The organism is Kitasatospora cinereorecta, from assembly GCF_024172095.1.
GTDB lineage: Bacteria > Actinomycetota > Actinomycetes > Streptomycetales > Streptomycetaceae > Kitasatospora > Kitasatospora cinereorecta.
In genome coordinates, this window is record NZ_JAMZDX010000003.1 from 393,995 (window position 1) to 418,577 (window position 24,583).

General features: G+C 73.6%; 29 protein-coding genes. 12 read left to right on the forward strand and 17 right to left on the reverse strand.

The features are described 5' to 3' along the window. Positions 1-59: 59 nt before the first annotated feature. Genes FHR36_RS15370 through FHR36_RS15380 form a run of 3 tightly spaced genes read right to left on the reverse strand, consistent with a single transcriptional unit; the run spans position 60 to position 2,676 of the window. A complete protein-coding gene (locus FHR36_RS15370; RefSeq protein WP_253797657.1) occupies positions 60-407 on the reverse strand; it encodes a hypothetical protein in 348 nt (115 codons plus the stop codon). Then, entirely contained in the window at positions 404-1,966 is a 1,563-nt protein-coding gene (locus FHR36_RS15375) for an ATP-binding protein (protein WP_253797659.1), read from the reverse strand. The genes FHR36_RS15370 and FHR36_RS15375 overlap by 4 nt, the downstream gene beginning before the upstream one ends. 32 nt (positions 1,967-1,998) lie before the next feature. After that, a complete protein-coding gene (locus tag FHR36_RS15380; protein ID WP_253797661.1) occupies positions 1,999-2,676 on the reverse strand; it encodes a response regulator in 678 nt (225 codons plus the stop codon). A gap of 295 nt (positions 2,677-2,971) precedes the next feature. Between FHR36_RS15380 and FHR36_RS15385 the strand changes: the two genes are divergently transcribed. After that, positions 2,972-3,697: a SigE family RNA polymerase sigma factor gene (locus tag FHR36_RS15385; RefSeq protein ID WP_380232571.1), complete on the forward strand. Its 726-nt coding sequence runs from the start codon at positions 2,972-2,974 to the stop codon at positions 3,695-3,697. Positions 3,698-4,099: 402 nt separating this feature from the next. Next, entirely contained in the window at positions 4,100-5,374 is a 1,275-nt protein-coding gene (gene lysA / locus FHR36_RS15390) for a diaminopimelate decarboxylase (protein WP_253797665.1), read from the forward strand. 98 nt (positions 5,375-5,472) lie between these two features. Here lysA and FHR36_RS15395 read toward each other — a convergent pair whose 3' ends face one another. The 5 genes from FHR36_RS15395 to deoC form a co-directional block, all read right to left on the reverse strand. After that, positions 5,473-6,114, reverse strand: coding sequence for an ATP-binding protein (locus FHR36_RS15395; protein ID WP_253797675.1), 642 nt, complete (start codon positions 6,112-6,114; stop codon positions 5,473-5,475). Between the two features lie 46 nt (positions 6,115-6,160). Beyond that, the gene (locus FHR36_RS15400) at positions 6,161-6,556 is read right to left on the reverse strand and encodes a hypothetical protein (protein ID WP_253797685.1); all 396 of its coding nucleotides are present in this window, start codon (positions 6,554-6,556) and stop codon (positions 6,161-6,163) included. 343 nt (positions 6,557-6,899) lie between these two features. Next, positions 6,900-7,802, reverse strand: a complete 903-nt coding sequence (locus tag FHR36_RS15405) for an aldehyde dehydrogenase family protein (RefSeq protein ID WP_253797694.1) — start codon at positions 7,800-7,802, stop codon at positions 6,900-6,902. Then, positions 7,795-9,270, reverse strand: a complete 1,476-nt coding sequence (locus tag FHR36_RS15410; protein ID WP_253797696.1) for an aldehyde dehydrogenase family protein — start codon at positions 9,268-9,270, stop codon at positions 7,795-7,797. Before FHR36_RS15410 ends, FHR36_RS15405 begins: the two co-directional genes overlap by 8 nt. 5 nt (positions 9,271-9,275) lie before the next feature. Next, positions 9,276-10,262, reverse strand: a complete 987-nt coding sequence (deoC, locus tag FHR36_RS15415; protein WP_253799290.1) for a deoxyribose-phosphate aldolase — start codon at positions 10,260-10,262, stop codon at positions 9,276-9,278. Between the two features lie 126 nt (positions 10,263-10,388). On the opposite strand from deoC, the gene FHR36_RS15420 reads away from it, so the two are divergent. Continuing rightward, positions 10,389-11,138 (forward strand): Clp protease N-terminal domain-containing protein, encoded by a 750-nt coding sequence (locus FHR36_RS15420; RefSeq protein WP_253797698.1) that lies wholly within the window; start codon positions 10,389-10,391, stop codon positions 11,136-11,138. Between the two features lie 113 nt (positions 11,139-11,251). Here the strand turns inward: FHR36_RS15420 and FHR36_RS15425 are convergent, their stop codons facing one another. After that, entirely contained in the window at positions 11,252-11,743 is a 492-nt protein-coding gene (locus tag FHR36_RS15425) for a DUF1016 N-terminal domain-containing protein (RefSeq protein ID WP_407660831.1), read from the reverse strand. Positions 11,744-11,861: 118 nt separating this feature from the next. Here FHR36_RS15425 and FHR36_RS15430 point away from each other — a divergent pair, with 118 nt between their 5' ends. The 7 genes from FHR36_RS15430 to FHR36_RS15460 all read left to right on the forward strand — a co-directional run bounded on the left by FHR36_RS15430 (position 11,862) and on the right by FHR36_RS15460 (position 17,710). Beyond that, positions 11,862-12,473: a TetR/AcrR family transcriptional regulator gene (locus FHR36_RS15430; RefSeq protein ID WP_253797702.1), complete on the forward strand. Its 612-nt coding sequence runs from the start codon at positions 11,862-11,864 to the stop codon at positions 12,471-12,473. 70 nt (positions 12,474-12,543) lie between these two features. Beyond that, complete coding sequence (locus tag FHR36_RS15435; RefSeq protein ID WP_253797710.1) at positions 12,544-13,287, forward strand: hypothetical protein; 744 nt, start codon at positions 12,544-12,546, stop codon at positions 13,285-13,287. Then, on the forward strand, positions 13,284-13,622 hold the full coding sequence (locus FHR36_RS15440) for a winged helix-turn-helix domain-containing protein (protein ID WP_253797712.1): 339 nt from the start codon (positions 13,284-13,286) through the stop codon (positions 13,620-13,622). Before FHR36_RS15435 ends, FHR36_RS15440 begins: the two co-directional genes overlap by 4 nt. A gap of 91 nt (positions 13,623-13,713) precedes the next feature. Further along, the gene (locus FHR36_RS15445; RefSeq protein ID WP_253797714.1) at positions 13,714-14,481 is read left to right on the forward strand and encodes an ABC transporter ATP-binding protein; all 768 of its coding nucleotides are present in this window, start codon (positions 13,714-13,716) and stop codon (positions 14,479-14,481) included. After that, a complete protein-coding gene (locus FHR36_RS15450; RefSeq protein WP_253797722.1) occupies positions 14,478-15,215 on the forward strand; it encodes an ABC transporter permease in 738 nt (245 codons plus the stop codon). Before FHR36_RS15445 ends, FHR36_RS15450 begins: the two co-directional genes overlap by 4 nt. Before the next feature lie 193 nt (positions 15,216-15,408). Beyond that, positions 15,409-16,920, forward strand: coding sequence for a S53 family peptidase (locus tag FHR36_RS15455; RefSeq protein WP_253797724.1), 1,512 nt, complete (start codon positions 15,409-15,411; stop codon positions 16,918-16,920). A gap of 154 nt (positions 16,921-17,074) precedes the next feature. After that, on the forward strand, positions 17,075-17,710 hold the full coding sequence (locus FHR36_RS15460; RefSeq protein ID WP_253797726.1) for a DUF6518 family protein: 636 nt from the start codon (positions 17,075-17,077) through the stop codon (positions 17,708-17,710). A 29-nt stretch (positions 17,711-17,739) separates the two neighbouring features. Here FHR36_RS15460 and FHR36_RS15465 read toward each other — a convergent pair whose 3' ends face one another. The 8 genes from FHR36_RS15465 to FHR36_RS15500 all read right to left on the reverse strand — a co-directional run bounded on the left by FHR36_RS15465 (position 17,740) and on the right by FHR36_RS15500 (position 22,645). After that, on the reverse strand, positions 17,740-18,915 hold the full coding sequence (locus tag FHR36_RS15465) for an ABC transporter permease (protein ID WP_253797728.1): 1,176 nt from the start codon (positions 18,913-18,915) through the stop codon (positions 17,740-17,742). Continuing rightward, complete coding sequence (locus FHR36_RS15470; protein WP_253797730.1) at positions 18,906-19,637, reverse strand: ABC transporter ATP-binding protein; 732 nt, start codon at positions 19,635-19,637, stop codon at positions 18,906-18,908. Before FHR36_RS15470 ends, FHR36_RS15465 begins: the two co-directional genes overlap by 10 nt. Next, positions 19,634-20,512 carry a permuted SH3 domain-containing protein gene (locus tag FHR36_RS15475; protein ID WP_253797731.1) on the reverse strand — a complete coding sequence of 293 codons (879 nt, stop codon included), beginning with the start codon at positions 20,510-20,512 and terminating at the stop codon, positions 19,634-19,636. The genes FHR36_RS15470 and FHR36_RS15475 overlap by 4 nt, the downstream gene beginning before the upstream one ends. Further along, complete coding sequence (locus tag FHR36_RS15480; protein ID WP_253797734.1) at positions 20,509-20,985, reverse strand: hypothetical protein; 477 nt, start codon at positions 20,983-20,985, stop codon at positions 20,509-20,511. Before FHR36_RS15480 ends, FHR36_RS15475 begins: the two co-directional genes overlap by 4 nt. A 38-nt stretch (positions 20,986-21,023) precedes the next feature. Continuing rightward, positions 21,024-21,419 (reverse strand): hypothetical protein, encoded by a 396-nt coding sequence (locus tag FHR36_RS15485; protein ID WP_253797741.1) that lies wholly within the window; start codon positions 21,417-21,419, stop codon positions 21,024-21,026. A gap of 157 nt (positions 21,420-21,576) precedes the next feature. Then, positions 21,577-21,873 (reverse strand): response regulator transcription factor, encoded by a 297-nt coding sequence (locus FHR36_RS15490; RefSeq protein ID WP_253797743.1) that lies wholly within the window; start codon positions 21,871-21,873, stop codon positions 21,577-21,579. A gap of 86 nt (positions 21,874-21,959) precedes the next feature. Beyond that, positions 21,960-22,169, reverse strand: a complete 210-nt coding sequence (locus tag FHR36_RS15495) for a hypothetical protein (protein ID WP_253797745.1) — start codon at positions 22,167-22,169, stop codon at positions 21,960-21,962. A 173-nt stretch (positions 22,170-22,342) separates the two neighbouring features. Next, positions 22,343-22,645 (reverse strand): hypothetical protein, encoded by a 303-nt coding sequence (locus FHR36_RS15500; RefSeq protein ID WP_253797747.1) that lies wholly within the window; start codon positions 22,643-22,645, stop codon positions 22,343-22,345. Positions 22,646-22,820: 175 nt separating this feature from the next. Between FHR36_RS15500 and FHR36_RS15505 the strand changes: the two genes are divergently transcribed. Both FHR36_RS15505 and FHR36_RS15510 read left to right on the forward strand, forming a co-directional pair. Next, a complete protein-coding gene (locus FHR36_RS15505; protein WP_253797757.1) occupies positions 22,821-23,816 on the forward strand; it encodes a LuxR C-terminal-related transcriptional regulator in 996 nt (331 codons plus the stop codon). Between the two features lie 90 nt (positions 23,817-23,906). Next, a complete protein-coding gene (locus tag FHR36_RS15510) occupies positions 23,907-24,581 on the forward strand; it encodes a PH domain-containing protein (protein ID WP_253797759.1) in 675 nt (224 codons plus the stop codon). The last annotated feature ends 2 nt before the right edge of the window (positions 24,582-24,583 follow it).

Consider the following 24,583-nt stretch of genomic DNA (forward strand, 5'->3'; position numbering starts at 1 on the left):
ATGTCGGTGCACGTCCCCCAGGACGCGCGCCCGGGCCGGGGCGGTTCCATCCGCTTCGGTCAGGGGCAGTGGCTGGGCGAGGCCGAGGCGCTGAACAGCGCCGACGGGCTCTTGGCGGCCGGAGCGGTCACCGAGGGGGCGGCCGAGGCGCCACCGGTCGCGCGCGCCGAGCCGGGCGCCGAGCCGGGCGCCGACGCGCCCGGGGTCGTCGACGGGGCGGGCGCGGGGGAGGCCCCGGACGGGCTGCTGGGCGCGTTCGGCACCTGCACCGGGGACGGGCAGGCGGTCCGGCTGGCCGGGGCGCCCGCGTCCACCGGGACGGCGGTGGGGCGGATGCCGCAGCCGGCCAGGGCGAGTTGGGCGACCAGCGCGAGGGCGGTCAGCGGGAGGGCGCGACGGGGGTTCACTTCGGTTCTTCCTTGCTCGCCGCACCGTCGGCGGCGCCCGCGCCCCCCGCGCGGTCCTGGCGGTCGGGGCAGTCGGGGTCTTCGGCGGTGGGCGGGGTGAGCGGCAGGGTGAGGGTGAACACCGCGCCGCCCGCCGCGCCGTTGGCGGCGGTGATGGCGCCGCCGTGGATCTGCGCGTTGGCCATCGCGATGGACAGGCCCAGGCCGCTGCCCTCGGACCGGGCACGGCCCTTGTCGGCCTTGTAGAAGCGGTCGAAGACGTGCGGCAGCACGTCCTCGGGGATGCCGGGGCCGCTGTCGGAGACCTCGACCACGACGGTGTCGTCCGTCTGCCGGACCTTCACCCGCACCGGCGAGCCGCCGTGCTTGAGGGCGTTGCCGATCAGGTTGGCGAACACCACGTCGAGGCGGCGCGGGTCGACCACGGCGCGGATGCCGCGCGGGGCGTCCACCTCGACCGCGTCGTACCAGGCACGGCCGTCGATGCAGGACATGATCAGGTCGGCGATGTCCACCTCGTCGGCGACCAGCCGGGCCGTGCCGGCGTCGAAGCGGGTCACCTCCATCAGGTTCTCCACCAGGTCCGACAGTCGCCGGGTCTCGCTGACCACGATCCGCACCGCGGGCTCGATCATCGGGTCGAGCGAGTCCGCCTCGTCCTCCAGGATGTCGGTGACGGCGGTCATCGCGGTGAGCGGGGTGCGCAGCTCGTGCGACATGTCGGCGACGAACCGCCGGGACTGCGCCTCCCGCGCGGAGAGTTCGGTGACCTGCGCGGAGAGCGACTCGGCGGCCATGTTGAAGGTCCGTGCTAGGTCGGCGAGTTCGTCGCCGCCCTCGACCTCCAGCCGGGTGTCCAGCTTGCCCTCGCCGAGCTGCCGGGCGGCCTCGCCCAGCCGCTTGACCGGGCGCAGCACGGTGGCCGACGCGGCCTGCGCGAGCAGCGCCGAGCCGATCAGGGCGAGCAGGGTGGCGATCGCCAGCGACCAGGCGAGGGTGTTGAGATCGGCGCGCTCGTTCTGCAGCGACTTGAACATGTAGGCGGTCGGCCCGGTCGGCACCACCCGGGTGCCGCCGACCACGTACGGGCCGTCCAGGTTCACCCGCTGCCAGTACAGGTGGTACGGGTACGGATTGCCGGGGCCGGTCTCCCGCGGCCTGGCGACCGCGGCGCGCAGCGAGGCCGGCACCTGCGCGGTGGAGAACCGGGCCGGGTCGGACGAGGCGACGCAACCGGGCAGCGCGTCGTCGACCACCACCACGTCGTAGTTCAGACCCGAACTGGCCACCTGCACGGCCAGATTGGTGAGGTCCGGGCAGCTCGCGCCGAGCGGGAGCGCGGAGACGTTGCGGGTCAGCGAGACCCGGAAGTCGTTCAGCGCGGTGTCCTGGGCACGCTTGAGCACCGCGTCCCGGTTCAGCCAGTAGGCGATTCCGGACGCGGACACCGCGGTGACCAGCGCGACGGCGGCGAACACCGCGATCAGGCGCACCCGCAGCGAGCGCAGGCGTCGCCAGGGCCCCGACCGGAACCGGCGCGGAGTCGATAGGTCAGTCAACAAGTTCTCGCAGAGCTCGGGGAGTCAGGCACTCACGCGGGCGGATCGAGTCGGTAGCCGACCCCGCGCACGGTGCGGATCAGCGTCGGGGCCGACGGCACGTCCTCGACCTTCGCCCGCAGCCGCTGCACGCAGGCGTCGACCAGCCGGGAGTCTCCCAGGTAGTCGTGCTCCCACACCAGACGCAGCAGTTGCTGCCGGGAGAGCGCCTGGCCCGGGCGCCGGCTGAGCTCCAGCAGCAGCCGCAGCTCCGTCGGGGTCAGCTGCAGGTCCTGGCCGTCCTTGGTGACGGTCATCGCCGAGCGGTCGATCACCAGGCTGCCGTACGCGGCCGAGTCGGAGTTCTCCCGCTCGCCGCGGCGCAGCACCGCCCGGATCCGGGCGTCCAGCACCCGGGCCTGGACCGGCTTGACCACGTAGTCGTCGGCGCCGGACTCCAGCCCCACCACCACGTCGATGTCGTCCGAGCGCGCGGTCAGCAGGATGATCGGCAGCTGGTCGCTGCGCCGGATCCGACGGCAGACCTCGAATCCGTCGATGCCCGGGAGCATCACGTCCAGCACGATCAGGTCCGGACGCTGCTCCTTGAAGAGCTTCAGGCCGTCCTCGCCCGAGGCGGCGGTGGCCACACGGTGGCCCTGGCGGGTGAGGGCGAGTTCGAGACCGGTCCGGATGGCGTCGTCGTCCTCGATCAGAAGCAGGAAAGGCACGGGCTCATTCTGGCCCAAGCGGAGCAGCGAAGCACCCACCCGGGGGATCCGGATAACCATCTGGCGCCTCCCGGGAACCGGAGCCGCCGATTCTGACGTCCGCCCGGATGATCCCCTGTGGACCGAGGCCCCGGAGCTTGTGACACCGCTGTGACAGTCGGCGGACACCGCCATGACGAGCAGCGGGCAGGATTTTCCTTGTCGCCAGGACGACGCACCAGGTCACCACCGGTGCGGAGGCGGCGAACAGATCCGCTCGTACCGAACATGGGGGTGCACGATGACCGCAACGCTGATGACCCGTACCGGGGCACGGTCAGCCACCGGCTCGCTGCACGTGCGGTACGAGGCGCGGACGGACCGGACTTCCGGCGCCGTGGTCGTACGGGGGTGCGCACACAGCGTCGGAGCCCGCCGTCAGGCGGGTGGGGGCAAGGGTGGGGAGCTGTACGGAGTCGGTCGCATGGGGAGTGCGACCGAATCCGGCCCCTCCAGCACCAGCGAGGCCGAGTTCACCGCCTACGTGCAGGAGCGCCGGGCCTCCCTCTACGCGACCGCCTACCACCTGACGGGCGACCGCTACGAGGCCGAGGACCTGCTGCAGAGCGCGCTGTTCTCCACCTACCGCGCCTGGGACCGGATCACCGACAAGGCCGCGGTCGGCGGGTACCTCCGCCGCACCATGACCAACCTGCACATCTCCGCCTGGCGGCGCCGCAAGGTCAACGAGTACCCGACCGAGGAGCTGCCGGAGACGGCCGGCGACACCGACGCCATGGGCGGCACCGAGCTGCGCGCCGTGCTCTGGCAGGCGCTCGCCAAGCTCCCGGAGAACCAGCGCACCATGCTGGTGCTGCGCTACTACGAGGGCCGGACCGATCCGGAGATCGCCGACATCCTCGGCATCAGCGTCGGCACCGTGAAGAGCTCCATCTGGCGCGCACTGCGCCGGCTGCGCGACGACGACCAGCTGAACCGCACCGGCGACACCGTGCACGCCTTCGGCGAGCTGGTGGCCTGAGGCGGCAGCCGCCGAGAATATCTGAGAACTCCCGTCGGGGGACGGGTGAATGAGGCCGGGACACCGGCCGTCGGCTCGGGGGAGCGACGGCCTGGGGGGTAGTCCCGGCCACTGAGGACGGGCCCGGTGCAGGGGGGAGAAGCACCGGGTCCGTCCGCTTTTCCCGTTCGCCTTGCTGGCCCGTCCGGATCCCGTCCGGATCCCGTCCGGATCCCGTCCGGATCCCGTCCGGATCCCGTCCGGATCCCGTCCGGATCCCGTCCGGATCCCGTCCGGATCCCGTCCGGTTTCCGTCCGGTTTCCTCGGTCCGGCCTGCGCGGTGCTGGCCGAGCGGGGGCCGCGACGCCCACCATGGGTGGTCGGATGCCGCACGCCGGCCGACCGCGAAAGGCACGGGCCCCATGCGCGACGACCTGATCGGACTCTTCCCACCCGGCACCCGGCTCGACGGGGACGGCACCCTGCTGATCGGCGGCTGCCCGGTGACCGACCTGGCCGAGCGGTACGGCACCCCCGCCCTGCTGGTCGACGAGGGCGCGCTGCGGGCCCGGGCCCGCGCGTACGCCGACGGGCTGGCCGCCCGGTGGCCGAACTCGCGGGTCGTCTTCGCCTCCAAGGCGTTCCCCTGCACCGCGGTCTACCGGCTGATGGCCGAGGAGGGCCTCGGCGCGGACGTGGCCGGCGGCGGCGAGCTGGCCCTCGCCCTGGCCGCCGGCACCGACCCGGCCGCCCTGGTGGTGCACGGCAACGCCAGGACCACGGCCGAGCTTCGGGCGGCCGTCGAGGCCGGGGCCGGACTGATCGTCGTCGACGGCTTCGACGACATCGACCGGCTGGAGCGGATCCTCGCCGACGACCGCTGCGTCCCGGCCAGCGGGGAGCAGGGCGTACTGGTCCGGGTCACCCCGGACATCCGGCCCGCCACCCACGCGGCCGTCTCCACCGGCCAGGCCGACTCCAAGTTCGGCCTGCTGCCGGCGCCGGCGAAGGAGGCGATCGCCCGGCTGCGCGGAAGCGACCGGCTGCGCCTGGACGGCGTGCACGTCCACATCGGCTCGCAGATCCTCGACACCGAACCGTTCCGCCGGGCCGTCGAGGCGGTCGCCGCCCTCGGCGACTTCGCCGTCTACGACCTCGGCGGAGGCCTCGGCGCCCGCTACAGCTACGACGACCACCCGCCGAGCGTCGCCGCCTACCTGGACGCCCTCATCGGCGCCGCGCGCGGCGTCCTGCCCGCCACCGCCCGGATCCTGATCGAGCCGGGCCGGTCGATGGTGGCCGAGGCCGGCGTCTCCCTCTACCGGGCGGTCACCGTCAAGCGCGGCGCCGGCGCGACCTTCGTCGCGGTCGACGGCGGCATGGGCGACAACCTGGAGGTCTCCCTCTACCGGCAGCGCTTCGAGGCCACCGTGGCCACCCGGGTCGGCGGCGGCGAGACCTGCCGTCTGGTCGGCCGGCACTGCGAGTCCGGCGACGAACTCGTCACCGGCGTCCCGCTGCGCGACCCGCGCCCCGGCGACCTGATCGCCGTCCCGGCCACCGGCGCCTACACGTACGCGCTCAGCAACAACTACAACGGCGCGCTCCGGCCACCGGTGGTGTTCTGCCGCGACGGACGGCACCGGGCGGTGGTGCGCCGGGAGACGTACGCGGACCTGCTGCGCCGCGATCTGTGAGCGGCCGCGGACCGCGAGCGGGTGACCGCGCGGGCGGCGGGGGCGGGTACTGGTACGGCTCGGGGGCGGGGTGGGTACAGGTACGGCCAGGGGGCGGGTCAGGCGCGCAGCGCGAGCGACTCCTGGCGGGCGACGGCGTGGACACGGCGCTCGGCCTCCAGCCCGTCGCAGGCGTACGCGCCGAGCTCGACCTGGCGGGCCACGATGCCGCGTTCGGCCCGCATCAGGCGCCAGCCGCGCCGCACCAGGTACGGCAGGGACTTGCGGCCCTCGCGGACGTCCCGGCCGAAGCGGCGCCAGGCGGTGGTCAGCGGCCCGTTGCGCAGGCACAGCGCGTCGCCCAGCAAGCCCTCGGCCCGGCACTGCTCGACTATCTCCGCGGCGAAGATGCCCTCGGCGATGAAGGCGGGCGCCTCGCCGAGCTCCAGCGCGTGGGTGCCGATCCGGCCGTTGTCCGGGATCGAGTACACGGGCACCTCGGCCCGGCCGGTATCGGCCAGCTGCCGGATCGCGGCCAGCGCCTCCTCGCGGTGCCAGGAGAGCGGGGAGTCCCAGTCGGTGCCGCCGTCCGCGAACTGCGGCAGCGTCGGGTCGTCGCCGTCCTTGTAGAAGTCGTCGAGCTGGAGCACCGGCAGGCCGCTGCGCTCGGCCAGTGAGGACTTCCCCGATCCCGACGGTCCCGAGAGCAGGATCACGCGGGCACGGGAGGTCGCACGACGATTCAGCGGGGAGTCACTCACGAGACACCAGTCTGACGCATCGGAACCCCCAGCCGAAACCCGCCGGTCAGCGGACGCCGGCCAGCCCGAGTCTCAGCGCCGGCAGGTACTGGCTGTGAACCTGCAGGTAGACCGGTGTTTCCCCGGCCGACGGGTGGTAGACGACGGCCGACCGGTCCTGGTCGTACCAGGCTTTCGGCTCCGGGTCGTGACGTTCGCCACCGACCGCGAACCGCAGGCACGGGTACGCCCGGGAGCCGAACGCGGCGGTCGGTCGGCCCGGCGTGAGCAGCACGCTGCCGTCGGTGTACCGGGCGGGCCAGCCGGGCCGCTCAGACCGGGCGGAGCACGGTATCCGGGCCGGCAGGCCCGTCTGCAGGCGGCGCCTTGCCCGGCGGGCGCGCACCGCCCGGAACGGTCCGTCCCCCACCAGTACCGCCACGTCGGCCAGGATCTCCCACACGGCCCCTCCCACGGTTGTCGTCGAGGGCTCCAGGATGGCCGCCGGCACCCCGTCCGCGCGTCCACCGATCGGCTGGACCCGCGACGACGAAAGTCGGACCCCGAGGCGTCCGAGCGGGCCCGGTACCCCGGACGATCGGCAGACCCGGTGGCAGCCGGTCGACGGACCCGACGGCGGCCGCTCGATCGGTCCGGGGGCAGACAGTCGACGGGCCCGCACCAGGGGGGGGAGAGTGCGGGCCCGTCACGGCCGTCCGGGCCCCCGGGGGGGGTTGGGGCACGGGGGACGGCCGGTCTGTGTGGAGTTGTCCCGGTCGGCGCCGCTCCGGGTCGACCGCGGAGGCTCAGATGCCCATCGGGTGCCAGACCGTCTTGGTCTCCAGGAACGAGAGCAGACGCTCGGTTCCGGGCGCATCGGTCCAGTCCAGTGCGGACTGGTCCTCGGCGGGCCGGAGCACTCGCTTCAATGTATCCGCGGCGGACGCCTCCAGGGCCGCCGCCGCGCCGGGACCCTCGACGGCGATCGCACCGGCCAGGTCGAGCGCGTTGATGTCCTGGTGCGAGGCCAGCGTCGGGGCGATGTCGGCGGTCCGGCCGGAGATAATGTTGACCACGCCGCCCGGCACGTCGGAGGTGGCCAGTACCTCGCCGAGCGAGAGCGCCGGCAGCGGCGCGTCGGCGGCCGCGGCCACCACGACGGTGTTGCCGGTGGCGATCGCCGGGGCGATCACCGACACCAGGCCGAGGAAGGAGAAGCCGGTGCCGCGCTGCGGCGCCACCACGCCGACCACACCGGTCGGCTCCGGGGTGGACAGGTTGAAGTACGGCCCGGCGACCGGGTTGGCGCCGCCCGCGATCTGGGCCACCTTGTCGGTCCAGCCCGCGTACCAGACCCAGCGGTCGATGGCGGCGTCCACCAGGGCGGCCGCCTTCTTGGCGCTCAGGCCCTCGGCCGTCGCCACCTCGGCGGTGAACTGCTCGCGGCGGCCCTGCAGCATCTCGGCGACCCGGTAGAGCACCTGGCCGCGGTTGTACGCGGTGGTGCCGGCCCAGCCCTTGACCGCCGCGCGAGCGGCGAGCACCGCGTCGCGGGTGTCCTTGCGGGTGCCGAGCGGGGCGTTGGCGAGCCACTGACCCTTGGAGTCCGTCACCTCGTACACCCGCCCGCTCTCGGACCGCGGGAACTTCCCGCCGACGTACAGCTTGTAGGTCTTGAGGACCTCAAGACGCGCGATGACATCAGACATCGAGGTAGGCCTCCAGACCGTGGCGGCCACCCTCGCGGCCGTAGCCCGACTCCTTGTAACCGCCGAACGGCGAGGTCGGGTCGAACTTGTTGAAGGTGTTCGCCCAGACGACGCCGGCCTTGAGCCGGTTCGCCATCCAGAGGATCCGCGAGCCCTTCTCGGTCCAGATGCCGGCCGACAGGCCGTACGGGGTGTTGTTGGCCTTCTCGACCGCCTCGGCGGGGGTGCGGAAGGTCAGCACCGACAGGACCGGCCCGAAGATCTCCTCCTGGGCGATCCGGTGGGCCTGGGACACGCCGGTGAACAGGGTCGGCCGGAACCAGAAGCCGTTGCCCGGCAGCTCGCACGCCGGCGACCAGCGCTCGGCGCCCTCGGCCTCGCCGGCCGCGGTCAGCGCGGTGATCCGGGCCAGCTGCTCGGCCGAGTTGATCGCGCCGATGTCGGTGTTCTTGTCCAGCGGGTCGCCGACCCGCAGGGTGCCCATCCGGCGCTTGAGCGCGTCCAGCAGCTCGTCCTGGATCGACTCCTGGACCAGCAGCCGGCTGCCCGCGCAGCACACGTGGCCCTGGTTGAAGAAGATGCCGTTGACGATGCCCTCGACCGCCTGGTCGATCGGCGCGTCGTCGAAGACGATGTTGGCGGCCTTGCCGCCGAGCTCCAGCGAGAGCTTCTTGCGGGTGCCGGCCAGCTGCTTGGCGATCGCCCGGCCGACCGGGGTGGAGCCGGTGAAGGCCACCTTGTTGACGTCCGGGTGCGCGGTCAGCGCCGCGCCGGTCCGCCCGTCACCGGTGACGATGTTGACCACGCCCTTGGGCAGGCCCGCCTGGCGGCAGATCTCGGCGAAGCGCAGCGCGGTCAGCGGGGTGGTCTCGGCCGGCTTCAGCACCACCGTGTTGCCGGTGGCCAGCGCCGGGGCGATCTTCCACGCCAGCATCAGCAGCGGGAAGTTCCACGGGATGACCTGGCCGGCCACGCCGAGCGGCTTCGGGTTGGCCCCGTAACCGGCGTAGTCCAGCTTGTCGGCCCAGCCCGCGTAGTAGAAGAAGTGCGCGGCGACCAGCGGCAGGTCGACGTCACGGGTCTCGCGGATCGGCTTGCCGTTGTCGATCGACTCCAGCACGGCCAGCTCGCGGGAGCGCTCCTGGACGATCCGGGCGATCCGGAACAGGTACTTGGCGCGCTCGCTGCCCGGCAGCGCCGACCAGTCGGCGAAGGCCTTGCGGGCGGCGGTGACCGCGCGGTCCACATCCTCGTCGGTGCCCTGCGCGAACTCCGCCAGCACCTGCTCGGTGGCCGGGTTGACGGTCTTCAGCGCCTCGCTGCCGGAGGAGTCGACGAACTCGCCGCCGATGAAGTGACCGTACGAGCTCGCGATGTCGCCGGCCGCGGCGGGCGACTCGGGAGCGGGGGCGTACTCGAAGAGGCCGGACTTCTTCACCGGCTCCTCGACGTTCTTGTTCTTGGCCATGTTCCTCAGTCCACCGTCACGTAGTCGGGACCGGAGTACCGTCCGGTGGTCAGCTTCTGGCGCTGCATCAGCAGGTCGTTGAGCAGGCTGGAGGCACCGAAGCGGAACCAGTGCGGGGTCAGCCAGTCGTCGCCCAGGGTCTCGTTCACCATCACCAGGTACTTCATCGCGTCCTTGGTGGTGCGGATGCCGCCGGCCGGCTTCACGCCCACCTGGACTCCAGTCTGCGCCTTGAAGTCGCGGACGGCCTCGAGCATCAGCAGGGTCACCGGGGGAGTCGCGTTGACCGCGACCTTGCCGGTGGAGGTCTTGATGAAGTCGGCGCCGGCCAGCATCGCCAGCCAGGAGGCGCGGCGCACGTTGTCGTACGTCTGCAGCTCGCCGGTCTCGAAGATCACCTTCAGGTGGGCGGCGGTGCCGTCGGGACGCCTGCACGCCTCCTTGACGGCGACGATCTCGTTGAAGACGTCCAGGTAGCGGCCGGAGAGGAAGGCCCCCCGGTCGATCACCATGTCGATCTCGTCGGCGCCGGCGGCGACCGCGTCGGCGGTGTCGGCCAGCTTCACCGGGAGGGCGGCCCGGCCGGCCGGGAAGGCGGTGGCGACCGAGGCGACCTGGATCGCCGTGCCGCGCAGCGCGTCCTTGGCGGTGGCGACCATGTCCGGATAGACGCAGATCGCGGCCACCCGCGGGGTGCCCGGGTCGGACGGGTCGGGGGTGCGGCCCTTGGCGCAGAGCGCCCGGACCTTGCCGACCGTGTCCGCGCCTTCGAGCGTGGTCAGGTCGATCATCGAGATGGCCAGGTCGATGGCGTACGCCTTGGCCGTGGTCTTGATCGAACGGGTGCCGAGCGTGGCGGCGCGGGCCTCCAGGCCGACCTGGTCGACGCCGGGCAGGCCGTGCAGGAAGCGGCGGAGCGAGGCCTCGGACGCCGCAACGTCCGCGAGACCGCTGCCCGCAGCACCGGGGGCATTGGCTGCAAGAGTGGACATAGTCACCAGAGCAGCATATCTACGCGCGTAGGAGGGCGGTAGGGGAGGGCGGTTTCGATGCGGGACCGAGATATCCGGGCGCAACCTGAGGTTGACAGTCGGAGGGTGTCAACCTACGGTTGACACATGGCGAACTCCGCGGGCAAGAACCCGCAGATCCGGCTCGACGACCTCATCGACGGCATCAAGAACACCCACCCCGAGGCGCTCGACCAGCTCACCAACGCGGTCCTCGTCGCCGAACACCTCGGCGACGTCGCGGACCACCTCATCGGCCACTTCGTCGACCAGGCCCGCCGCTCCGGCGCCTCCTGGACCGACATCGGCCGCAGCATGGGCGTCACCCGGCAGGCCGCCCAGAAGCGCTTCGTCCCCAAGGACCCGGCCGGCGGCGGCAACGACCTCGACCCCAGCCAGGGCTTCAACCGCTTCACCACCCGCGCCCGCCAGGTCGTCGTCGCCTCCCAGGAGGAGGCCCGGGCCGGTGGCCACCCCGAGATCCGCACCGAACACCTCGTCCTCGGCCTGCTCGCCGAACCGGAGGCGCTCGCCGCCGCCACCCTCGTCGGCCAGGGCGTCAGCCTCGACGCCGTCCGCGCCGCCGCCACCGAGCGGCTCCCCGAGCCCCAGGACGACCTCCCCGCCCTCATCCCCTTCGACGCCGGCGCCAAGAAGGTCCTCGAACTCACCTTCCGCGAGGCCCTCCGCCTCGGCCACAACTACGTCGGCACCGAGCACATCCTGCTCGCCCTCCTCGAACAGGAGGACGAGAACGGCGTCCTGGCCGGCCTCGGCCTCGACAAGGACACCGTCGGCCCCGCGGTCGAAACCGCCGTCGCCGCCGTCCTGGAGGCCCGCGAAGCCGGTGACGCCTGAGCGGGCTCAGCGCTCGTCGGCGTGCCTGACCAGCACCTCGTGCGCGACCCGCGACAGCTGCTCCGGACTGGGCAGCAGCGGCCGCATCTCGGCGGGGAGCGTCTGGTACGTCGTCACCGCGAGCGGCTGGGCGGTGCCACCTCCTCGTCCCGGTGCGCGGCGATCAGGACGCCCAGCGTCCGGTCGTCGCGCTCGGGGTCGCGGACCTTGTCGTTGTTGAGTGCGAGGGCCTGCCGGAGGTGGAGCTCCGTCTGGATGTGATGGATCAGGACGTTGCGCGACCAGCCGTGCTGGACTGCCTGCTGGGCGTAGAAATCCCTGGTCGGACGGTCGTCCAGGGAGTCGAGAAGGGTCCGGATGTGGCCCCACGGCAATTGGGCCACAGCTTGTGGCCTAATTTCCTCGGGCCAGACAGCAGCCATGTGCTGCATGTACCGGAGCGACCGGGGAGAGTAGCCCCGTTGGCCGGGAAAGCTGGTGCGGAGATCCAGCGAGAGTCGGTCGACGACTTTGGTGCCCCACCGCTCCTGGGCCTGCCGCTCGAGAATGATGCGGCCGATCCGCCAGTAGTGGGTGATGAGTTCGGTGTCCACCACCCGGTGCACCCGGACGTGGGCCGGCCGCTTCGATCTCGGCCAAAGCGGTACCTACTCGCCGGTAATAATTTGCGCCGCAGGCTGCGGCGCAAATTGTCACCGGCAGGTAGCTGGAGACAATGGGCGCGTGAGTGGTGAGGAGAAGCAGCCCGTAGCGAAGAAGCGGACCGGTCGGCGGCCCGGGGGTGAGGACACCCGGGGGGCCGTGTTGGCGGCGGCGCGGGCGGAGTTCGGGGCGCGCGGGTACCAGAAGGCCAGCATGCGGGCGATCGCCCGGGCGGCGGGGGTGGATGCGGCGCTGTTGCACCACTACTTCGGCAGCAAGGACCGCCTGTTCATGGCGGCGCTGGAGTTCCCGATCGATCCGCGGGTGGTGGTGGAGCGGGTGCTGGCGGGGGACCGGGCGACGGTCGGGGAGCGGGTGGCGGCGTTCGTGCTGGGGCTGTGGGAGCAGCCGGCGGTGCGGGACCGGCTGCTGGCGCTGTTGCGGACGGCGGCGGCGAGCGAGGAGGTCGCGGCGCTGGTCCGCGGCTTCATGGTGACCGAGCTGGTGGGCCGGTTGGCGGCCGAACTCGATGTCGATCAACCGGAGTTGCGGGTCGAGTTGGTGATGTCGCAGATCGTCGGCCTGGCGATGGCCCGGTACGTGATCGGGGCGGAGCCGCTGGCGTCGGCCGCGCCGGAGGAGATCCTCCCGCTGCTGGGCCGGACGGTGCAGCTCTATCTGGCGGCCCCCTGAGCGGACGTACCGTCAGGACTCGGCCCGCAGGTCTCTTGTCACAATCGGTTTGCAATGCAAAGCTGACTGCATGACAGATGCCTCGGTGCCGTCGTTCGGCACTCCTCGTGAAGTCCTGTCCGGGCTCGGCGACTTGACCCGCAAGGTCCGGGCCGCGCAGCGCGCCACCTGGTTCCCCCTGCTGCTGCTCGGGGTGCTCACGCTGGGCGGGATCCTGGTCGGCCGCCTCACCTTCAGGATCGAGACCGTCCCCTGTCCGGCGGGCGACGCCGCGGCGGGCGGCTGCACCCAGGTGGCGCAGGGCTCGCCGCTCTACTGGCTGATCGGGCTCGCCCTCGCCTACGCCGCGACGGCGTACTTCTCCATCCGCCGTTCCCGCGAGCGCGGGGTCGGCAGTCCGGTCCGTCCGTACGTCGTCACCGGGATCGTCCTGGTCGGGGTGGTGAGCGCCACCACGTTCTGGGCCGTCCGCCACGGGATGCCGAAGCCCGGCGAACCGCTCGACTTCTGGGGCCTGCACCTCGACCCCGGCTCGGAGGCGGTCGCGATCCTCCAGCGGCTCATCGGGAACGCCGTGGCCGTCGGTCTGCCGCTGTTGGTGCTGGCCTGGGTGGAGCGCAGCCGCGCCCTGCTGCTGCTCGCTGCGGTGTACCTGGCCATCGAGCTGGTGCCGCTCACCACCGGCTGGTCAGGGATCCCGTCCACCTCGCCCTGGTCGGCCGTGCCCCGCTACGGCGTCCCCGGTGTGCTCCTCCTGCTGGGTGCCCTCGGCTTCGCGCTGGCCGAGCTGCCCCGCCGGCGTACCGCGTCATGACCGATCAGCTCGACCCGCACCCCGCCATCGGCCTGGACGACGTCGTCCACCAGCGCGTCCGACTCGGCATCCTCACCGTCGCCCACCAGGCGCGCAGGGTCGAGTTCGGCTTCCTGCGCACGGCGCTGGGCCTCACGGCCGGAAATCTCAGCCAGCACCTGACCGTCCTGGAGAAGGCCGGGCTGGTGGAGATCGAGAAGGGCTACGAGGGCAAGCGCGCCCGGACCTGGCTCTCCCTGACCCCGGCGGGCCGCCGCGCCCTCCAGGAGGAGGTCGCCCAGCTGAAGCGCCTCATCCAGCAGATCGAGCAGGGCGGTCCGGCCTCCGACGTGTAGGGCCTGCCCGCAGTCGGCGTCCCCCGATCCGCCGGTGAAACGCCGCGCACGCCCCTTGACCGGCACCCGTGCGTCGCGCAAAACTCATCACATGATGAATTCCTCACCGGCGGGTCCCGGGCCCGCCGCCCCCGCCGCCACCGCGACCGCCGCACCCGCGGTCCGGGTCGAGGGGCTGACCGTCGTCCGCGGCGGCCGTACCGTCCTGCACGGGCTCGACCTGGAGGTCGCGCGCGGTTCGATCACCGGCCTGCTCGGGCCGAGCGGATGCGGCAAGAGCACGCTGCTGCGCGCGATCGTCGGCGTGCAGCGGACCGCCGGCGGCCGGGTGGAGGTGCTCGGCGAGCCGGCCGGCGGCGCGGGGCTGCGGCACCGGGTCGGGTACGTGACCCAGGCGCCGTCGGTGTACGGCGACCTCTCGGTGATCGAGAACCTGGACTACTTCGCAGCCGTGCTCGGCGCCCCCCGCACCGACCCGGCCCGGGTGATCGCCCAGGTCGGACTGGCGGGCCACGAGCGGGACACGGCGGACCGGCTGTCCGGCGGGCAGCGAGCCCGGGTGTCACTGGCGGCGGCGCTGCTCGGCACCCCCGAACTGCTGGTCCTGGACGAGCCCACGGTCGGGCTCGACCCGGTGCTGCGCCAGGACCTGTGGCGGCTCTTCCGCAGCCTCGCCGACCAGGGCGCCACCCTGCTGGTCTCCAGCCACGTGATGGACGAGGCCACCCGCTGCGACCGGCTGCTGCTGATGCGCGAGGGCCGGCTGCTGGCCGACGACACCCCGGCCGAACTGCTCCGGTCGACCGGCACCGCCGACATCGACAGCGCCTTCCTCGACCTGGTGGAGAGCACCCGATGAACCTCACCCGCACCCTGGCCACCGCCCGCCGCGTCCTCGCCCAGCTGCGCCACGACCCGCGCACGGTCGCCCTGCTGCTGGTCGTCCCCTGCGTGCTGCTGGTGCTGCTGAAGTACATGTTCGACGCACAGCCGGGCACCTTCGACCGGATCGGCCCCGAACTGCTCGGCGTCTTCCCGCTGATGGTGATGTTCCTGGTCACCTCGGTGGCGATGCTGCGCGAGCGCACCAGCGGCACCCTGGAGCGGCTGCTGACCATGCCGATCGGCAAGCTGGACCTGCTGCTCGGCTACGCGATCGCCTTCGGCGTGGTCGCCCTGGTGCAGGCGGCCCTGGCCTCGGCGCTGACCATCGGGGTGCTCGGACTCGACCTCGCCGGTCCGACCTGGGCGGTGTTCGCCGTGGCGGTGGCCGACGGGCTGCTCGGCATGGCGCTGGGCCTGCTGGTCTCGGCGTTCGCCTCGACCGAGTTCCAGGCGGTGCAGTTCCTGCCCGCCGTCCTGCTGCCCCAACTGCTGCTGTGCGGACTGTTCGGACCGCGCGAGGACATGGCGACGGTGCTGCGCTGGATCTCCGACGTCCTGCCGCTGTCCTACGCGGTGGACGCGATGAGCCGGCTCACCACCACCACCGGCGTGGCCGGCCGCACCGTGCTGGACCTCGCCGTGGTCGGGGCCTGCGCCTTCGCCGCCCTCGCCCTCGGCGCGGCCACCCTGCGCCGCCGCACCCCCTGATCCCTTGGCCGGGATTTGACCAACTCTTGGGCGAGGGAGGGCGATCGGACCATTGAGCGGCACACGGACCGCTCTCTACACTCGCCGCCGTCCGGGGCTCTCGAGCCCCGGGCGTACCCCTCGTACCCGGTGCGGCACCTCCGCGCCGGGTTTTGGGGCCAGCAAGTCCCCTGACCACCCTCAAGGAGGACTCTTGAAGGCTCCCATCGTGCGTCGGCTGCTGCTCGCGGGGGTGAGCACCCTGGCCCTCGCCGCCACCGGTGTGCTCGCCTCGCCCACCGGCCGTGCGAACGCCACGAGTTACCCGCTGCTCAGACCGACGGTGGCCGAGTACGCCCAGGTCTCCACCGGTGAGACCCCGCCGAGCCAGGCGCAGTGCGCCGCGGCCGGCCGCCGCTGCTTCGCCCCGCAGGCGGTCCGCGCCGCCTACAACCTCGGCCCGCTGTACGCCGGCGGGTTCGACGGGTCGGGCCAGACCATCGCCATCGTCGACGCCTACGGCAGCGACACCATGGCCCACGACCTGCACGTCTTCGACCAGGCCTTCGGGCTGCAGCCGATGTGCGGTGAGGAGGGCGTGACCTGCGCGCCCGGCCTGCCGACCTTCAGCGAGCTGCACGTCCAGGGCTCGCCCGACACCAAGGCCCCGCCGGAGAAGGCCAAGAGCCCCGGCCAGGAGGACAAGAGCGCCTGGGCCCTGGAGGTCGCGCTGGACGTGGAGACCGCCCACGCCATCGCGCCGAAGGCCAACATCCTGCTGGTCTCCACCCCGACCGCCGAGACCCTCGGCGTCCAGGGCTTCCCGCAGATGATGAACGCCGAGCAGTACGTGGTCGACCACCACCTGGCGACCGTGATCTCCCAGTCCTTCGCCTCCGCGGAGGGCGCGTTCGGCAGCGCCCAGTCGATCGAGAACCTCCGGCACGCGTACAAGTCGGCGGCGGCGGGCGGCGTCACCGTCCTCGGCTCGTCCGGTGACGACGGCTCCATGGGCTCCAAGAAGACCCCGGTCGGCGGCAAGGGCGGCACCACGCTGCCCGACCCGGCCGTCGAGTGGCCCGCCTCCGACCCGCTGGTCACCGGCGTCGGCGGCACCTACCTGTGCACCGACCCGAACGCCACCTCCGGCCGGACCGCCGACTCCGCCTCCCAGCCCGCCAAGTGCCAGGCCAACCCCGGTGCGGCCGAGGTCGGTTGGACGTTCTCCGGCGGCGGCTTCAGCCAGGTCTTCGACCGTCCCGCCTACCAGTCCCAGCTGCCCGCCGGCTCCACCCCGATCGGTACCAAGCGCGGCGTCCCGGACATTGCCCTGCAGGCCAGCTCCGGCACCGGCGCCCTGGTCTACGTCTCCCTGCCGCGCGACGGCCAGGGCGGACTCGACTGCGGCGGCACCCCGTGCAGCGCCGGCTGGTACGACATCGGCGGCACCTCGCTCGCCTGCCCCGAGTGGGCCGGCCTGGTCGCCATCGCCGACCAGATCAACGGCGGCGGACTCGGTCCGATCAACCCGGCGCTCTACCGGCTGGCCGCCGACCCGGCGAGCTACGCGGCCGACTTCTACGACATCACCCTCGGCAACAACACCGCCGACCCGTCGGTGCCCGGCTACCCGGCGACCACCGGCTGGGACCCGGTGACCGGCCTCGGCACCCCGAACGCGGCCAAGCTCCTGCCCGACCTGGTTGCCGCCGCCCACGCCGGCTGACCCCGACCCCTGCCGAGCCGCCCGCCACCTCCGCGTGGCGGGCGGCTTTGCGTCGGCTGCCGCCCGAACCCTGCCGTCCGATCGCTGCCGCCCGATCCGGGCCACATCGCCCGTTGGCCCGCGGGGCGGCGGGTCGGCTCGCTATGTTGTGGCCATGATGAGGCGCCTGGCGGCTTTGGCGGTGTCCGCGCTCGGGGGAGGGCTGTTCGGCTGGGCCGTCTCGCTGCTCCCCTCGCCGACCCGGCCGCACGTCTTCTGGGTGGGCAACTACGCGGCGCCGTGGCTGGCGCTGGCCTTCGCCGCGGGCTGGGCGCAGGGCGGCGGACGCCGCCGATGGGCGGTGCCGGCCGGAGTGGTCACCGACGTGGTCTGCGTGACCGCCTTCTACGGGCACTTCCTCTTCGTGGACCAGCACCCCGGCCCGCTCGGCCGGGGCAGCGCACTCGGCAGCCGGGTGGCCGAGAACCTCCCCGGCTGGCTGCTCCTCGCCGCCCCCTGGCTGGCGCTCGCGGTCGCCGCCGGCACGCTGTACGGCCTGCTCGGCCACTGGTGGGCGCGGCGCCGGGCACTGCCGGCCGGCGCCGCGCTCGCCGCCGCCTGCCTGCTGGAACCCTGGGCCTGGCGCGCCGCCGGCTACACGGCCGGACCGTGGCTGCCCTGGCTGGCCGAACTCGCCGCCGGCGCCGTCCTGTTGGCCGCCTTCGCACTGACGGCGCGCCGGAGTGGTACGGCCGACCGCGCCGATTCGGACCGCACCGGCCCCGGCCGTACCGCCGCCGCGCTGGACTGAGTCGCCGCCCGGAGGACTCCGACGGCAGGTCAGTCCCGTAGCGCCTGCGCCATGTCCACCCGGGCGGCCGCGAGGGCGGGGGCGGCGCCGCCGGCCAGTGCGGCGGCGAGGGCGGCGGCCAGGCCGACCAGGGCGGCCTCGGCCGGGAAGGCGGGCGCCCGGACCGCGCTGCCCCGGGCCAGCAGGTGCGGTACGACCAGGTCCACGGCGCCCAGCGCGAGCAGGACGGCGGCGAGTGCGGTGAGCAGTCCGACCAGCACCGAGGCCAGCAGCACCAGCAGGAAGACGTGGCCGCGGGTGGCGCCGGTGGCCCGCCGCAGGGTCAGCTCCCGGGTGCGGTCCCGGACGGTGGCGAAGCCGATGTTGAGCAGGCCGACCACCGCGACCAGCAGGGTCAGCGCCGCGACCGCGAGGAAGCCGCTGCGGGTGCTGCGCAGGCTGGCCAGCAGTCCGCCGACGGTGTCGGCACGGCGTACGTCCAGCCCGGTGGGCGGCGCGCCGAGGTCGGCGGCCGCGGCGAGCACGGCGGAGCGCAGCACGCTCTCGCCCGCGCCGTCGGCGTGGACGTGGAGTTCGGGCGACCAGTCGGCGGGCAGCACCCCGGGCTGCAGGGTGAGGGCGCCGAGCAGCGACTGGTAGACCACCGGAGCGTCCACCCCGTCGGCGATCACCCCCACCACCGGCTGCGTGTACGCCGGGAACGCCCGGCCGAGCTGGACCGAGAGCTCCGTGCCGACTCCCCCGTACTGCGCCTCGGCCGCCTGGTTGAGCACGAGTCCGCCGGGGTACGTCTGCGGGTCCGGCGCCGGCCAGCCGCCGTGCAGGACGGGCAGCCGCCGGACGGCGCCCGGCGTGCCGGAGTACAGCGTCACCACCTGCGGCTGCGCCCCGCCCTCCGCGCCGACCTGGGCGTTGTCCTGGTACATCAGCAGGTAGGAGCCGCCGGCGCGGGTGATGTTCGTGTCGAGCGCGGTCAGGACGGCCGGCAGCCCGCGGGCCACCACCGGGTGCGGGAGGCGGGTGGCGACGGTGACGGCGCGGCCGTGCTGCTGCTCGGCGTTGGCGACGAAGACGTCCTGGACCACCGAGCCGACGGTGGAGACGCCGACCACCGCGATCACGGCGACGAAGAGGCTGACCGCGCTGAGCAGGGTCCGGCCGCGGTGGGCCCGCAGATCGCGCAGGGCTTCCAGGATCAGACGCATGCCGACCGCCGTTCCCCGACCGCCGGCGCGGCCGGTTGCCGTTCCTCCACCAGGACGCCGTCCTCCAGCCGCAGCACCCGGTCCATCCGCATCGCGACCTCGCGGTCGTGGGTGACCACCACCAGGGCGGCGCCCCGGCGGGCGGTGACCCCGGTCAGGGTCGCCAGGACCCGGTCGGCGGTCGCGGTGTCCAGGGCGCCGGTCGGCTCGTCGGCCAGGACCAGCGAGGGGTCGCGGACCAGCGCGCGGGCGATCGCCACCCGTTGCTGCTCGCCGCCGGAGAGCTGGCGCGGGCGGCTGCGGGCGCGCTCGGCGAGCCCGACCGCGGCCAGCGCGTCCGCGGTCCGCGCGCGGACTTCCCGTCCGGGGACGCGCGGACCGTGGTTGAGCGGCAGGGCGACGTTCTCGGCCGCGTCCAGGTGGGCGAGCAGCGAGTAGTTCTGGAAGACGAAGCCGATCGCGCCGTTGCGCAGCGCCGACAGCGGGCGGTCGCCGAGCGTGGCGGTGTCCCGGCCGGCCACCGTGATCCGGCCCCGGTCGGGTCGTGAGAGCAGGCCGAGCACGGTCAGCAGGGTGGACTTGCCGCTGCCGGAGCGGCCGACCACGGCCACCGACTCGCCGGCCGCCACGGTCAGGTTCACCGCCCGCACCAGGTCGAGCCGGCGCCCGGAGGCCAGCTGCACACCCTTGTGCACGTCCTCCGCCACCAGGACGGCCGTCATGGCAGCCTCGCCGTCAGCGCGGGGGCGGTGGCGGCGACCCGGTCGTGCTCGGCGAGCCCGGAGGTGATCTCCACCCGGGAGCCGTCGGAGATGCCGAGCCCGACCTCGCGCACCTGCCGGGCGCCGTCCGGGGCGACCACGGTGACCTCGCCGCGCTGGGCGGAGCCGGCCACCGCCGCCTTGGGCAGCAGCAGGACGCCGGTGGCCTCGGCGCTGCGCACCGCGACGGTGCCGGTCAGGCCGTCGAAGACGCGGACGTCCGCGGGCACGGCGCAGACGACCGCGGCGCCGCCGGGGGCGCCCGCGGGCTGGGCCTGGTCGCCGCCGGCGCGGGCCGGGGCCTGGACGATCGGGCAGTCGAACGGCCCGGGGCCGGAGGTGATCAGGGCCCGGGCGGTCAGGGTGCCGCCGAGGATCCGGTAGGCGGCCTCCGGCGGCAGGACGGCGGTGGCGCCGAAGCCGGGGTAGGAGAGTTCGGCGACCGGGACGCCCGCGGCGACCTCGGCGCCGTCCGGCACCAGCCACCGGGTCAGGGTCGCCCCGACCGGTGCGGTCGCGGCCGCGGAGCCGGTGCGGAACAGCTCCTGCCCGGCGCGGACCGCGGTCCCGGCGGCCAGGTCGGCGTGCCGGACCGGGCCGCTGCCGGCCGCGCCGACGGTGAGCAGCGGCAGCGGGGCGATCGTCGCGTCCAGGGTGACGATCTGCGTGACGTCGCCGCGGACGACCTCGGTGGTGTCCCCGCCGGCGGCGGCCCGGGCCGGACGGCCCGCGGCGGCCTGCGGGCCCGCCGCGGGCGCCCAGGCGGTGGCGGCCGCACCGGCGGCCACCGCGGCGGCCGCCAGCAGCAGCCGGGTCCGGCGGGAGACGGCGTTCACTGCTCGCCCTTGCCGGGGCAGTTCACGTCCACGTTGTTCTGCATGTCGGTGGTGTCGCCGAGGCCGGCGTGGGAGAGCTCCTCGTCGAGGATCTTCTGGTCGGCCGGCAGCAGGTCGGCCTGGTAGAAGTGGGTGTCCCGGACCTTCTTGAGCTGGGACAGCGCGGCGTCGCGGTCGGTCGGCGCGACCGCCGGGTCGAGGTACCGGCGCTGCCAGGAGCAGTACCAGAAGGTGTCGGCCCGGGTGGTGCCCCAGCCGCGCTGGTACAGCTGCGGGGCGCCGTCGGGGCCCTTGGCCGTCGGGGTCGGGTCAGCGGGCCAGGACCAGCCCGGCGACAGGACGAGGCGGGCGGCCTCGGCCTTGTACTCGACCGCCGTCTGGTCCGCCGTGATGGCGTCGGGCTGCTGGGCGGGGTGGCCGGAGGAGGAGCAGGACGTGCACAGGACGGCGGCGGCGAAGAGCACCGCCGCCATCCCGTGACGCTGCCGTGCGGTGAAAGGCAAGAGGAGTCCTAGTAGGTCTCGGAGCCGGAGAAGCTGTAGTTGTCCTGGTGGCCGGCGGTCTGCAGGCGGAAGTTGTTCTGGAACTGGGTGCCGGCGCGCAGGCCGCTGGCCAGGGTCTGGGTGCCGGTCGGCGGGGCGAAGATCGTCGCGTAGCCGGCGCCGGTGTTGTAGTTGTTGATGTAGAAGGCCAGGCCCTTGCTGGGCGTGGTGGAGAAGGAGACCCGGACCGAGGTGCTGCCGCTGCTCAGGGTCCGCACGTTGCTGGAGCGGAACCAGGAGCCGCTCTCGTAGCAGGTGCCGTCGATCGGGTGGCCGGTGGCCGCGGCGAGCGCCGGGGACTGCATGGCGAGGACGGCGGTGCCGGCGACCAGGGCGACGCCGGCGAGCTTCAGGCGAGCGTTCATGTATGCCATTCCTTTTTCTCTTCAGGCCCCCCGGTTTTTCCGGGGCGTTGCCTTCTGGTGAAAAGAATGGCCGGTCCTGACGGGTCGGCACTATTGGACCTTCGGCGAATGCCGAAAGGGCAGAGCCTTTTCGGCAGTGCCGGGAGAGGGGCCGGGATCAGCCGGTTGCCTCACTCGCCCGGCAGGCCGGGCAGCGGTGCAGGAAGGCGAACCCGGCGACCGCGGCGGCCGTCCGGCTCTCCAGGTCGAGCTTCATCAGGATCCGCCCGACGTGGGCTTTCACGGTGCCCTCGGTGACGTGCAGGGTACGGGCGATCGCGTGGTTGGTGGCGCCGGTGGCGAGCTGTTCGAGGACCTGGCGCTCGCGTTCGGAGAGCCGGTCCATCCGGTCGAAACGGTGTCTGGCACTCTCGCCGCCGGCCGCCGCGGCCGGCCGCTCCGAGGTCTGCTGCATTTTCCCCCGATTCTGTGGAATGTCGCTGGATTCCCGTCCGGGCCGACCGCGGTGGCCGCCGGGCGGCCCGGGGATTTCCTGCAGGATCACTGCCAGATGTAATCGCCGGGCAGGCCGGGCACGGACGGGTGGACCATCGCGGACGCGGGTGCGGTGCGGGGTGCGTCGACAGCGGCCGGAGCGGCGGTGCGGGCGGTGGTGCGGGCGGCGGCCTGGGCTGTGGACTGGGCGGCGCCGGCGAGCGCGAGACCGGCGAGGACCGCGGCGGCGGCCCGGACGAGGCGGGAGCGAGACATGGCGTACTCCTCACTGCGCGGGGCGGGGAAGCGGAGGACCACTCGGGCCCGGTGCCGGCGGCTGCCCCGCCGACGGCCAACAGCTTCCCGGGGCCCCGCCGCCGGTGGAACCCCGGCGGATTGGACGGATCGGTCCCTGGCCTGTTCCGTCCACCGCCGCCCGGCGCGCCCGCTCACCCGCCGTCCCACAGGTACTCGGTGATCAGCGGCGCGCCGACGAGAGCGACCTCCGCGCCGGCCAGCCCGGGGAGCTCCGCCACCGTCCGCAGGCACAGCGTCCGGGCCCGCGCCTCCGCGTCGTGCAGCGAATCGGCGACCAGGTACAGCCCGACCACCGGGTCGGGGCGGGCCCCCGCGTGCACGCTGACGTGCTCCAACCGGTCCTGCGGAGCGGCCAGCGCGCGCATCCGCGGGCCCAGGTCGTCCGGGACGCCGGTGCCCGGCGCGAGGCGCAGGGTCGCGTGGATGAGATACATCCGACCACTGTGCCCAGCAGGCGAATTGACGGACCAGACGGATCCCGGGCCGCTTTGTCCCAAGGACGCTTCCGGCCACGGCGGGACGGAGAGCGCGAAACCCGCTCCCGGCACCCGACGGAGCTGCAATGCTCATGTCCGCCGTCAGGAACCGGGGCTCGGGAGGGGACGCAACGTGCTCGCCATGCTCGGCGTGGACGCCGCCGCAGAACAGGTCTACCGCGCGATGCTGGCGCACCCCGACGCCGGGGTCGCGGAACTGGCCGGCCACCTGGCCGTCCCCGAGGACGAGGTCCGGGCCGGACTCGACCGGCTGAGCGCGCTCGCCCTGGTCACCCCGTCCCACGAGCACGTCGGCCGGCTGCGCGCCGTCTCGCCCGAGGTCGGCCTGGAACTCCTGATGGCCCGCCAGCAGGCCGAACTCGCCGCCCACCAGGAGCGGATCGCCGCCTCGCGGGCCGCCGCGGCCCGGCTGATCGCCGAGTTCGCCGACCTGCGCCCGACCACCGAGCACCCGGGCGTGGAACACCTGGTCGGCATCGACCGGATCCGCGAACGGCTCGGCGCGCTCTCCCGCCAGGTCCGCGACGAGGTGATGACCTTCGCCCCCGACGGCGCGCACACCGCCGAGAGCATCAGCGCGGCCCGCCCGCTGAACGAGGCGCTGCTCGCCCGCGGGGTGCGGATGCGCACCGTCTACCTCGACAGCGTCCGCAACAGCCCGCGGACCGCCGAGTACGTCGGCTGGCTCGGCGAGCGCGGCGCCCAGGTCCGCACCGCCGCCACCCTGCCGACCCGGATCATCATCCAGGACCGCGCCATCGCCGTGATACCCGTGAACAGCGACGACAGCGCGGCCGGCGCCGTCGTCCTCAGCGGCCAGGGCACCCTCGCCGCGCTCTGCGCGCTGTTCGAGAGCGTCTGGGAGCTGGCCCGGCCGTTCGGCGCGCCCGACCACCGCGCCTGCCACGAACTCACCTCGCAGCAGGCCACCGCCGTCCGCCTGCTCGCCGACGGCCTCACCGACGAGGCGATCGCCAAACGCCTCGGCGTCTCCCCGCGCACCGCCCGCCGGCTGGCCGGCGACCTGATGGAGCGCCTCGGCGCCCGCAGCCGCTTCGAGGCCGGTGTCCGTGCCGTCCAGCAGGGCTGGCTCCCCGCGCAGCCGTGAGGCCCGTGCGGCGGACGCGGCGGATGTGACGCAGGTCAGCAGCCCCGAGGCCCCTGTGATCCCAGGGGCCGATGATGCAGAATCGTCGGCATGACCGAATCCGACGGCACGCCCGACCCCGGCACCGCCGCCCCCGAGCCGAAGTACGCCGACCGGGTGTACCGCTCCGCCCCCGGCATCATCTCCGGCGTACTGCTGCTGGCCGTGGCCGGCTGGCTGATCGTGGACGCCCTGTTCAGCGGGACCGGCCGTACCCCGTGGGTCGCCCTCGCGGCCGCCCCGGTGTTCGCCTTCCCGGTGATCGCGTACACGCTGCGCCCGGCCGTGCTCGCCAACGACCGGCGGCTGCTGATCCGCAACCCGCTGCGGACCGTCAAGGCGCCGTGGGCGACGGTCGAGGGCATGCGGGCCGGGTACTCGGTCGAGCTGTTCGCCGGCGGCAAGAAGTACCAGGTGTGGGCGCTGCCGGTGTCCCTGCGCCAGCGCAAGAAGGCCCACCGGCAGGCGGCCCGCGCGGCCGCGGCCGGCGAGCGCACCAGCAGCCGCTGGGCCGTGCCGACCACCCCGCAGAAGACCCGTCCGGGCGACCTGGACCCGACCCGGGCCTGGGCCGACCAGATCGTGGAGTCGCTGCAGGAGCAGGCCGAGCGACTCTCCCGCAGCCCGGAGGCGGCCGGCGAGGTCACCGTCAGCTGGTGCTGGTGGGTCATCGCGCCGACCCTGGCCGGCCTGGCCGCGCTGGTCACCGTGATCCTGGCGACCTGATC

What these genes read in the sequence shown, in the direction of transcription:
- FHR36_RS15465 (WP_253797728.1), bottom strand. Translation starts at nt 18,915, where the DNA reads ATGCGTCTGATCCTGGAAGCCCTGCGCGATCTGCGGGCCCACCGCGGC.
- FHR36_RS15480 (WP_253797734.1), bottom strand. Translation starts at nt 20,985, where the DNA reads ATGGCGGCGGTGCTCTTCGCCGCCGCCGTCCTGTGCACGTCCTGCTCC.
- FHR36_RS15405 (WP_253797694.1), bottom strand. Translation starts at nt 7,802, where the DNA reads ATGTCTGATGTCATCGCGCGTCTTGAGGTCCTCAAGACCTACAAGCTG.
- FHR36_RS15385 (WP_380232571.1), top strand. Translation starts at nt 2,972, where the DNA reads ATGACCCGTACCGGGGCACGGTCAGCCACCGGCTCGCTGCACGTGCGG.
- FHR36_RS15485 (WP_253797741.1), bottom strand. Translation starts at nt 21,419, where the DNA reads ATGAACGCTCGCCTGAAGCTCGCCGGCGTCGCCCTGGTCGCCGGCACC.
- FHR36_RS15510 (WP_253797759.1), top strand. Translation starts at nt 23,907, where the DNA reads ATGACCGAATCCGACGGCACGCCCGACCCCGGCACCGCCGCCCCCGAG.
- FHR36_RS15500 (WP_253797747.1), bottom strand. Translation starts at nt 22,645, where the DNA reads ATGTATCTCATCCACGCGACCCTGCGCCTCGCGCCGGGCACCGGCGTC.
- FHR36_RS15470 (WP_253797730.1), bottom strand. Translation starts at nt 19,637, where the DNA reads ATGACGGCCGTCCTGGTGGCGGAGGACGTGCACAAGGGTGTGCAGCTG.
- FHR36_RS15495 (WP_253797745.1), bottom strand. Translation starts at nt 22,169, where the DNA reads ATGTCTCGCTCCCGCCTCGTCCGGGCCGCCGCCGCGGTCCTCGCCGGT.
- FHR36_RS15435 (WP_253797710.1), top strand. Translation starts at nt 12,544, where the DNA reads ATGACAGATGCCTCGGTGCCGTCGTTCGGCACTCCTCGTGAAGTCCTG.
- FHR36_RS15440 (WP_253797712.1), top strand. Translation starts at nt 13,284, where the DNA reads ATGACCGATCAGCTCGACCCGCACCCCGCCATCGGCCTGGACGACGTC.
- FHR36_RS15445 (WP_253797714.1), top strand. Translation starts at nt 13,714, where the DNA reads ATGATGAATTCCTCACCGGCGGGTCCCGGGCCCGCCGCCCCCGCCGCC.
- FHR36_RS15460 (WP_253797726.1), top strand. Translation starts at nt 17,075, where the DNA reads ATGATGAGGCGCCTGGCGGCTTTGGCGGTGTCCGCGCTCGGGGGAGGG.
- FHR36_RS15410 (WP_253797696.1), bottom strand. Translation starts at nt 9,270, where the DNA reads ATGGCCAAGAACAAGAACGTCGAGGAGCCGGTGAAGAAGTCCGGCCTC.
- FHR36_RS15420 (WP_253797698.1), top strand. Translation starts at nt 10,389, where the DNA reads ATGGCGAACTCCGCGGGCAAGAACCCGCAGATCCGGCTCGACGACCTC.
- FHR36_RS15450 (WP_253797722.1), top strand. Translation starts at nt 14,478, where the DNA reads ATGAACCTCACCCGCACCCTGGCCACCGCCCGCCGCGTCCTCGCCCAG.
- FHR36_RS15490 (WP_253797743.1), bottom strand. Translation starts at nt 21,873, where the DNA reads ATGCAGCAGACCTCGGAGCGGCCGGCCGCGGCGGCCGGCGGCGAGAGT.
- lysA (WP_253797665.1), top strand. Translation starts at nt 4,100, where the DNA reads ATGCGCGACGACCTGATCGGACTCTTCCCACCCGGCACCCGGCTCGAC.
- deoC (WP_253799290.1), bottom strand. Translation starts at nt 10,262, where the DNA reads ATGTCCACTCTTGCAGCCAATGCCCCCGGTGCTGCGGGCAGCGGTCTC.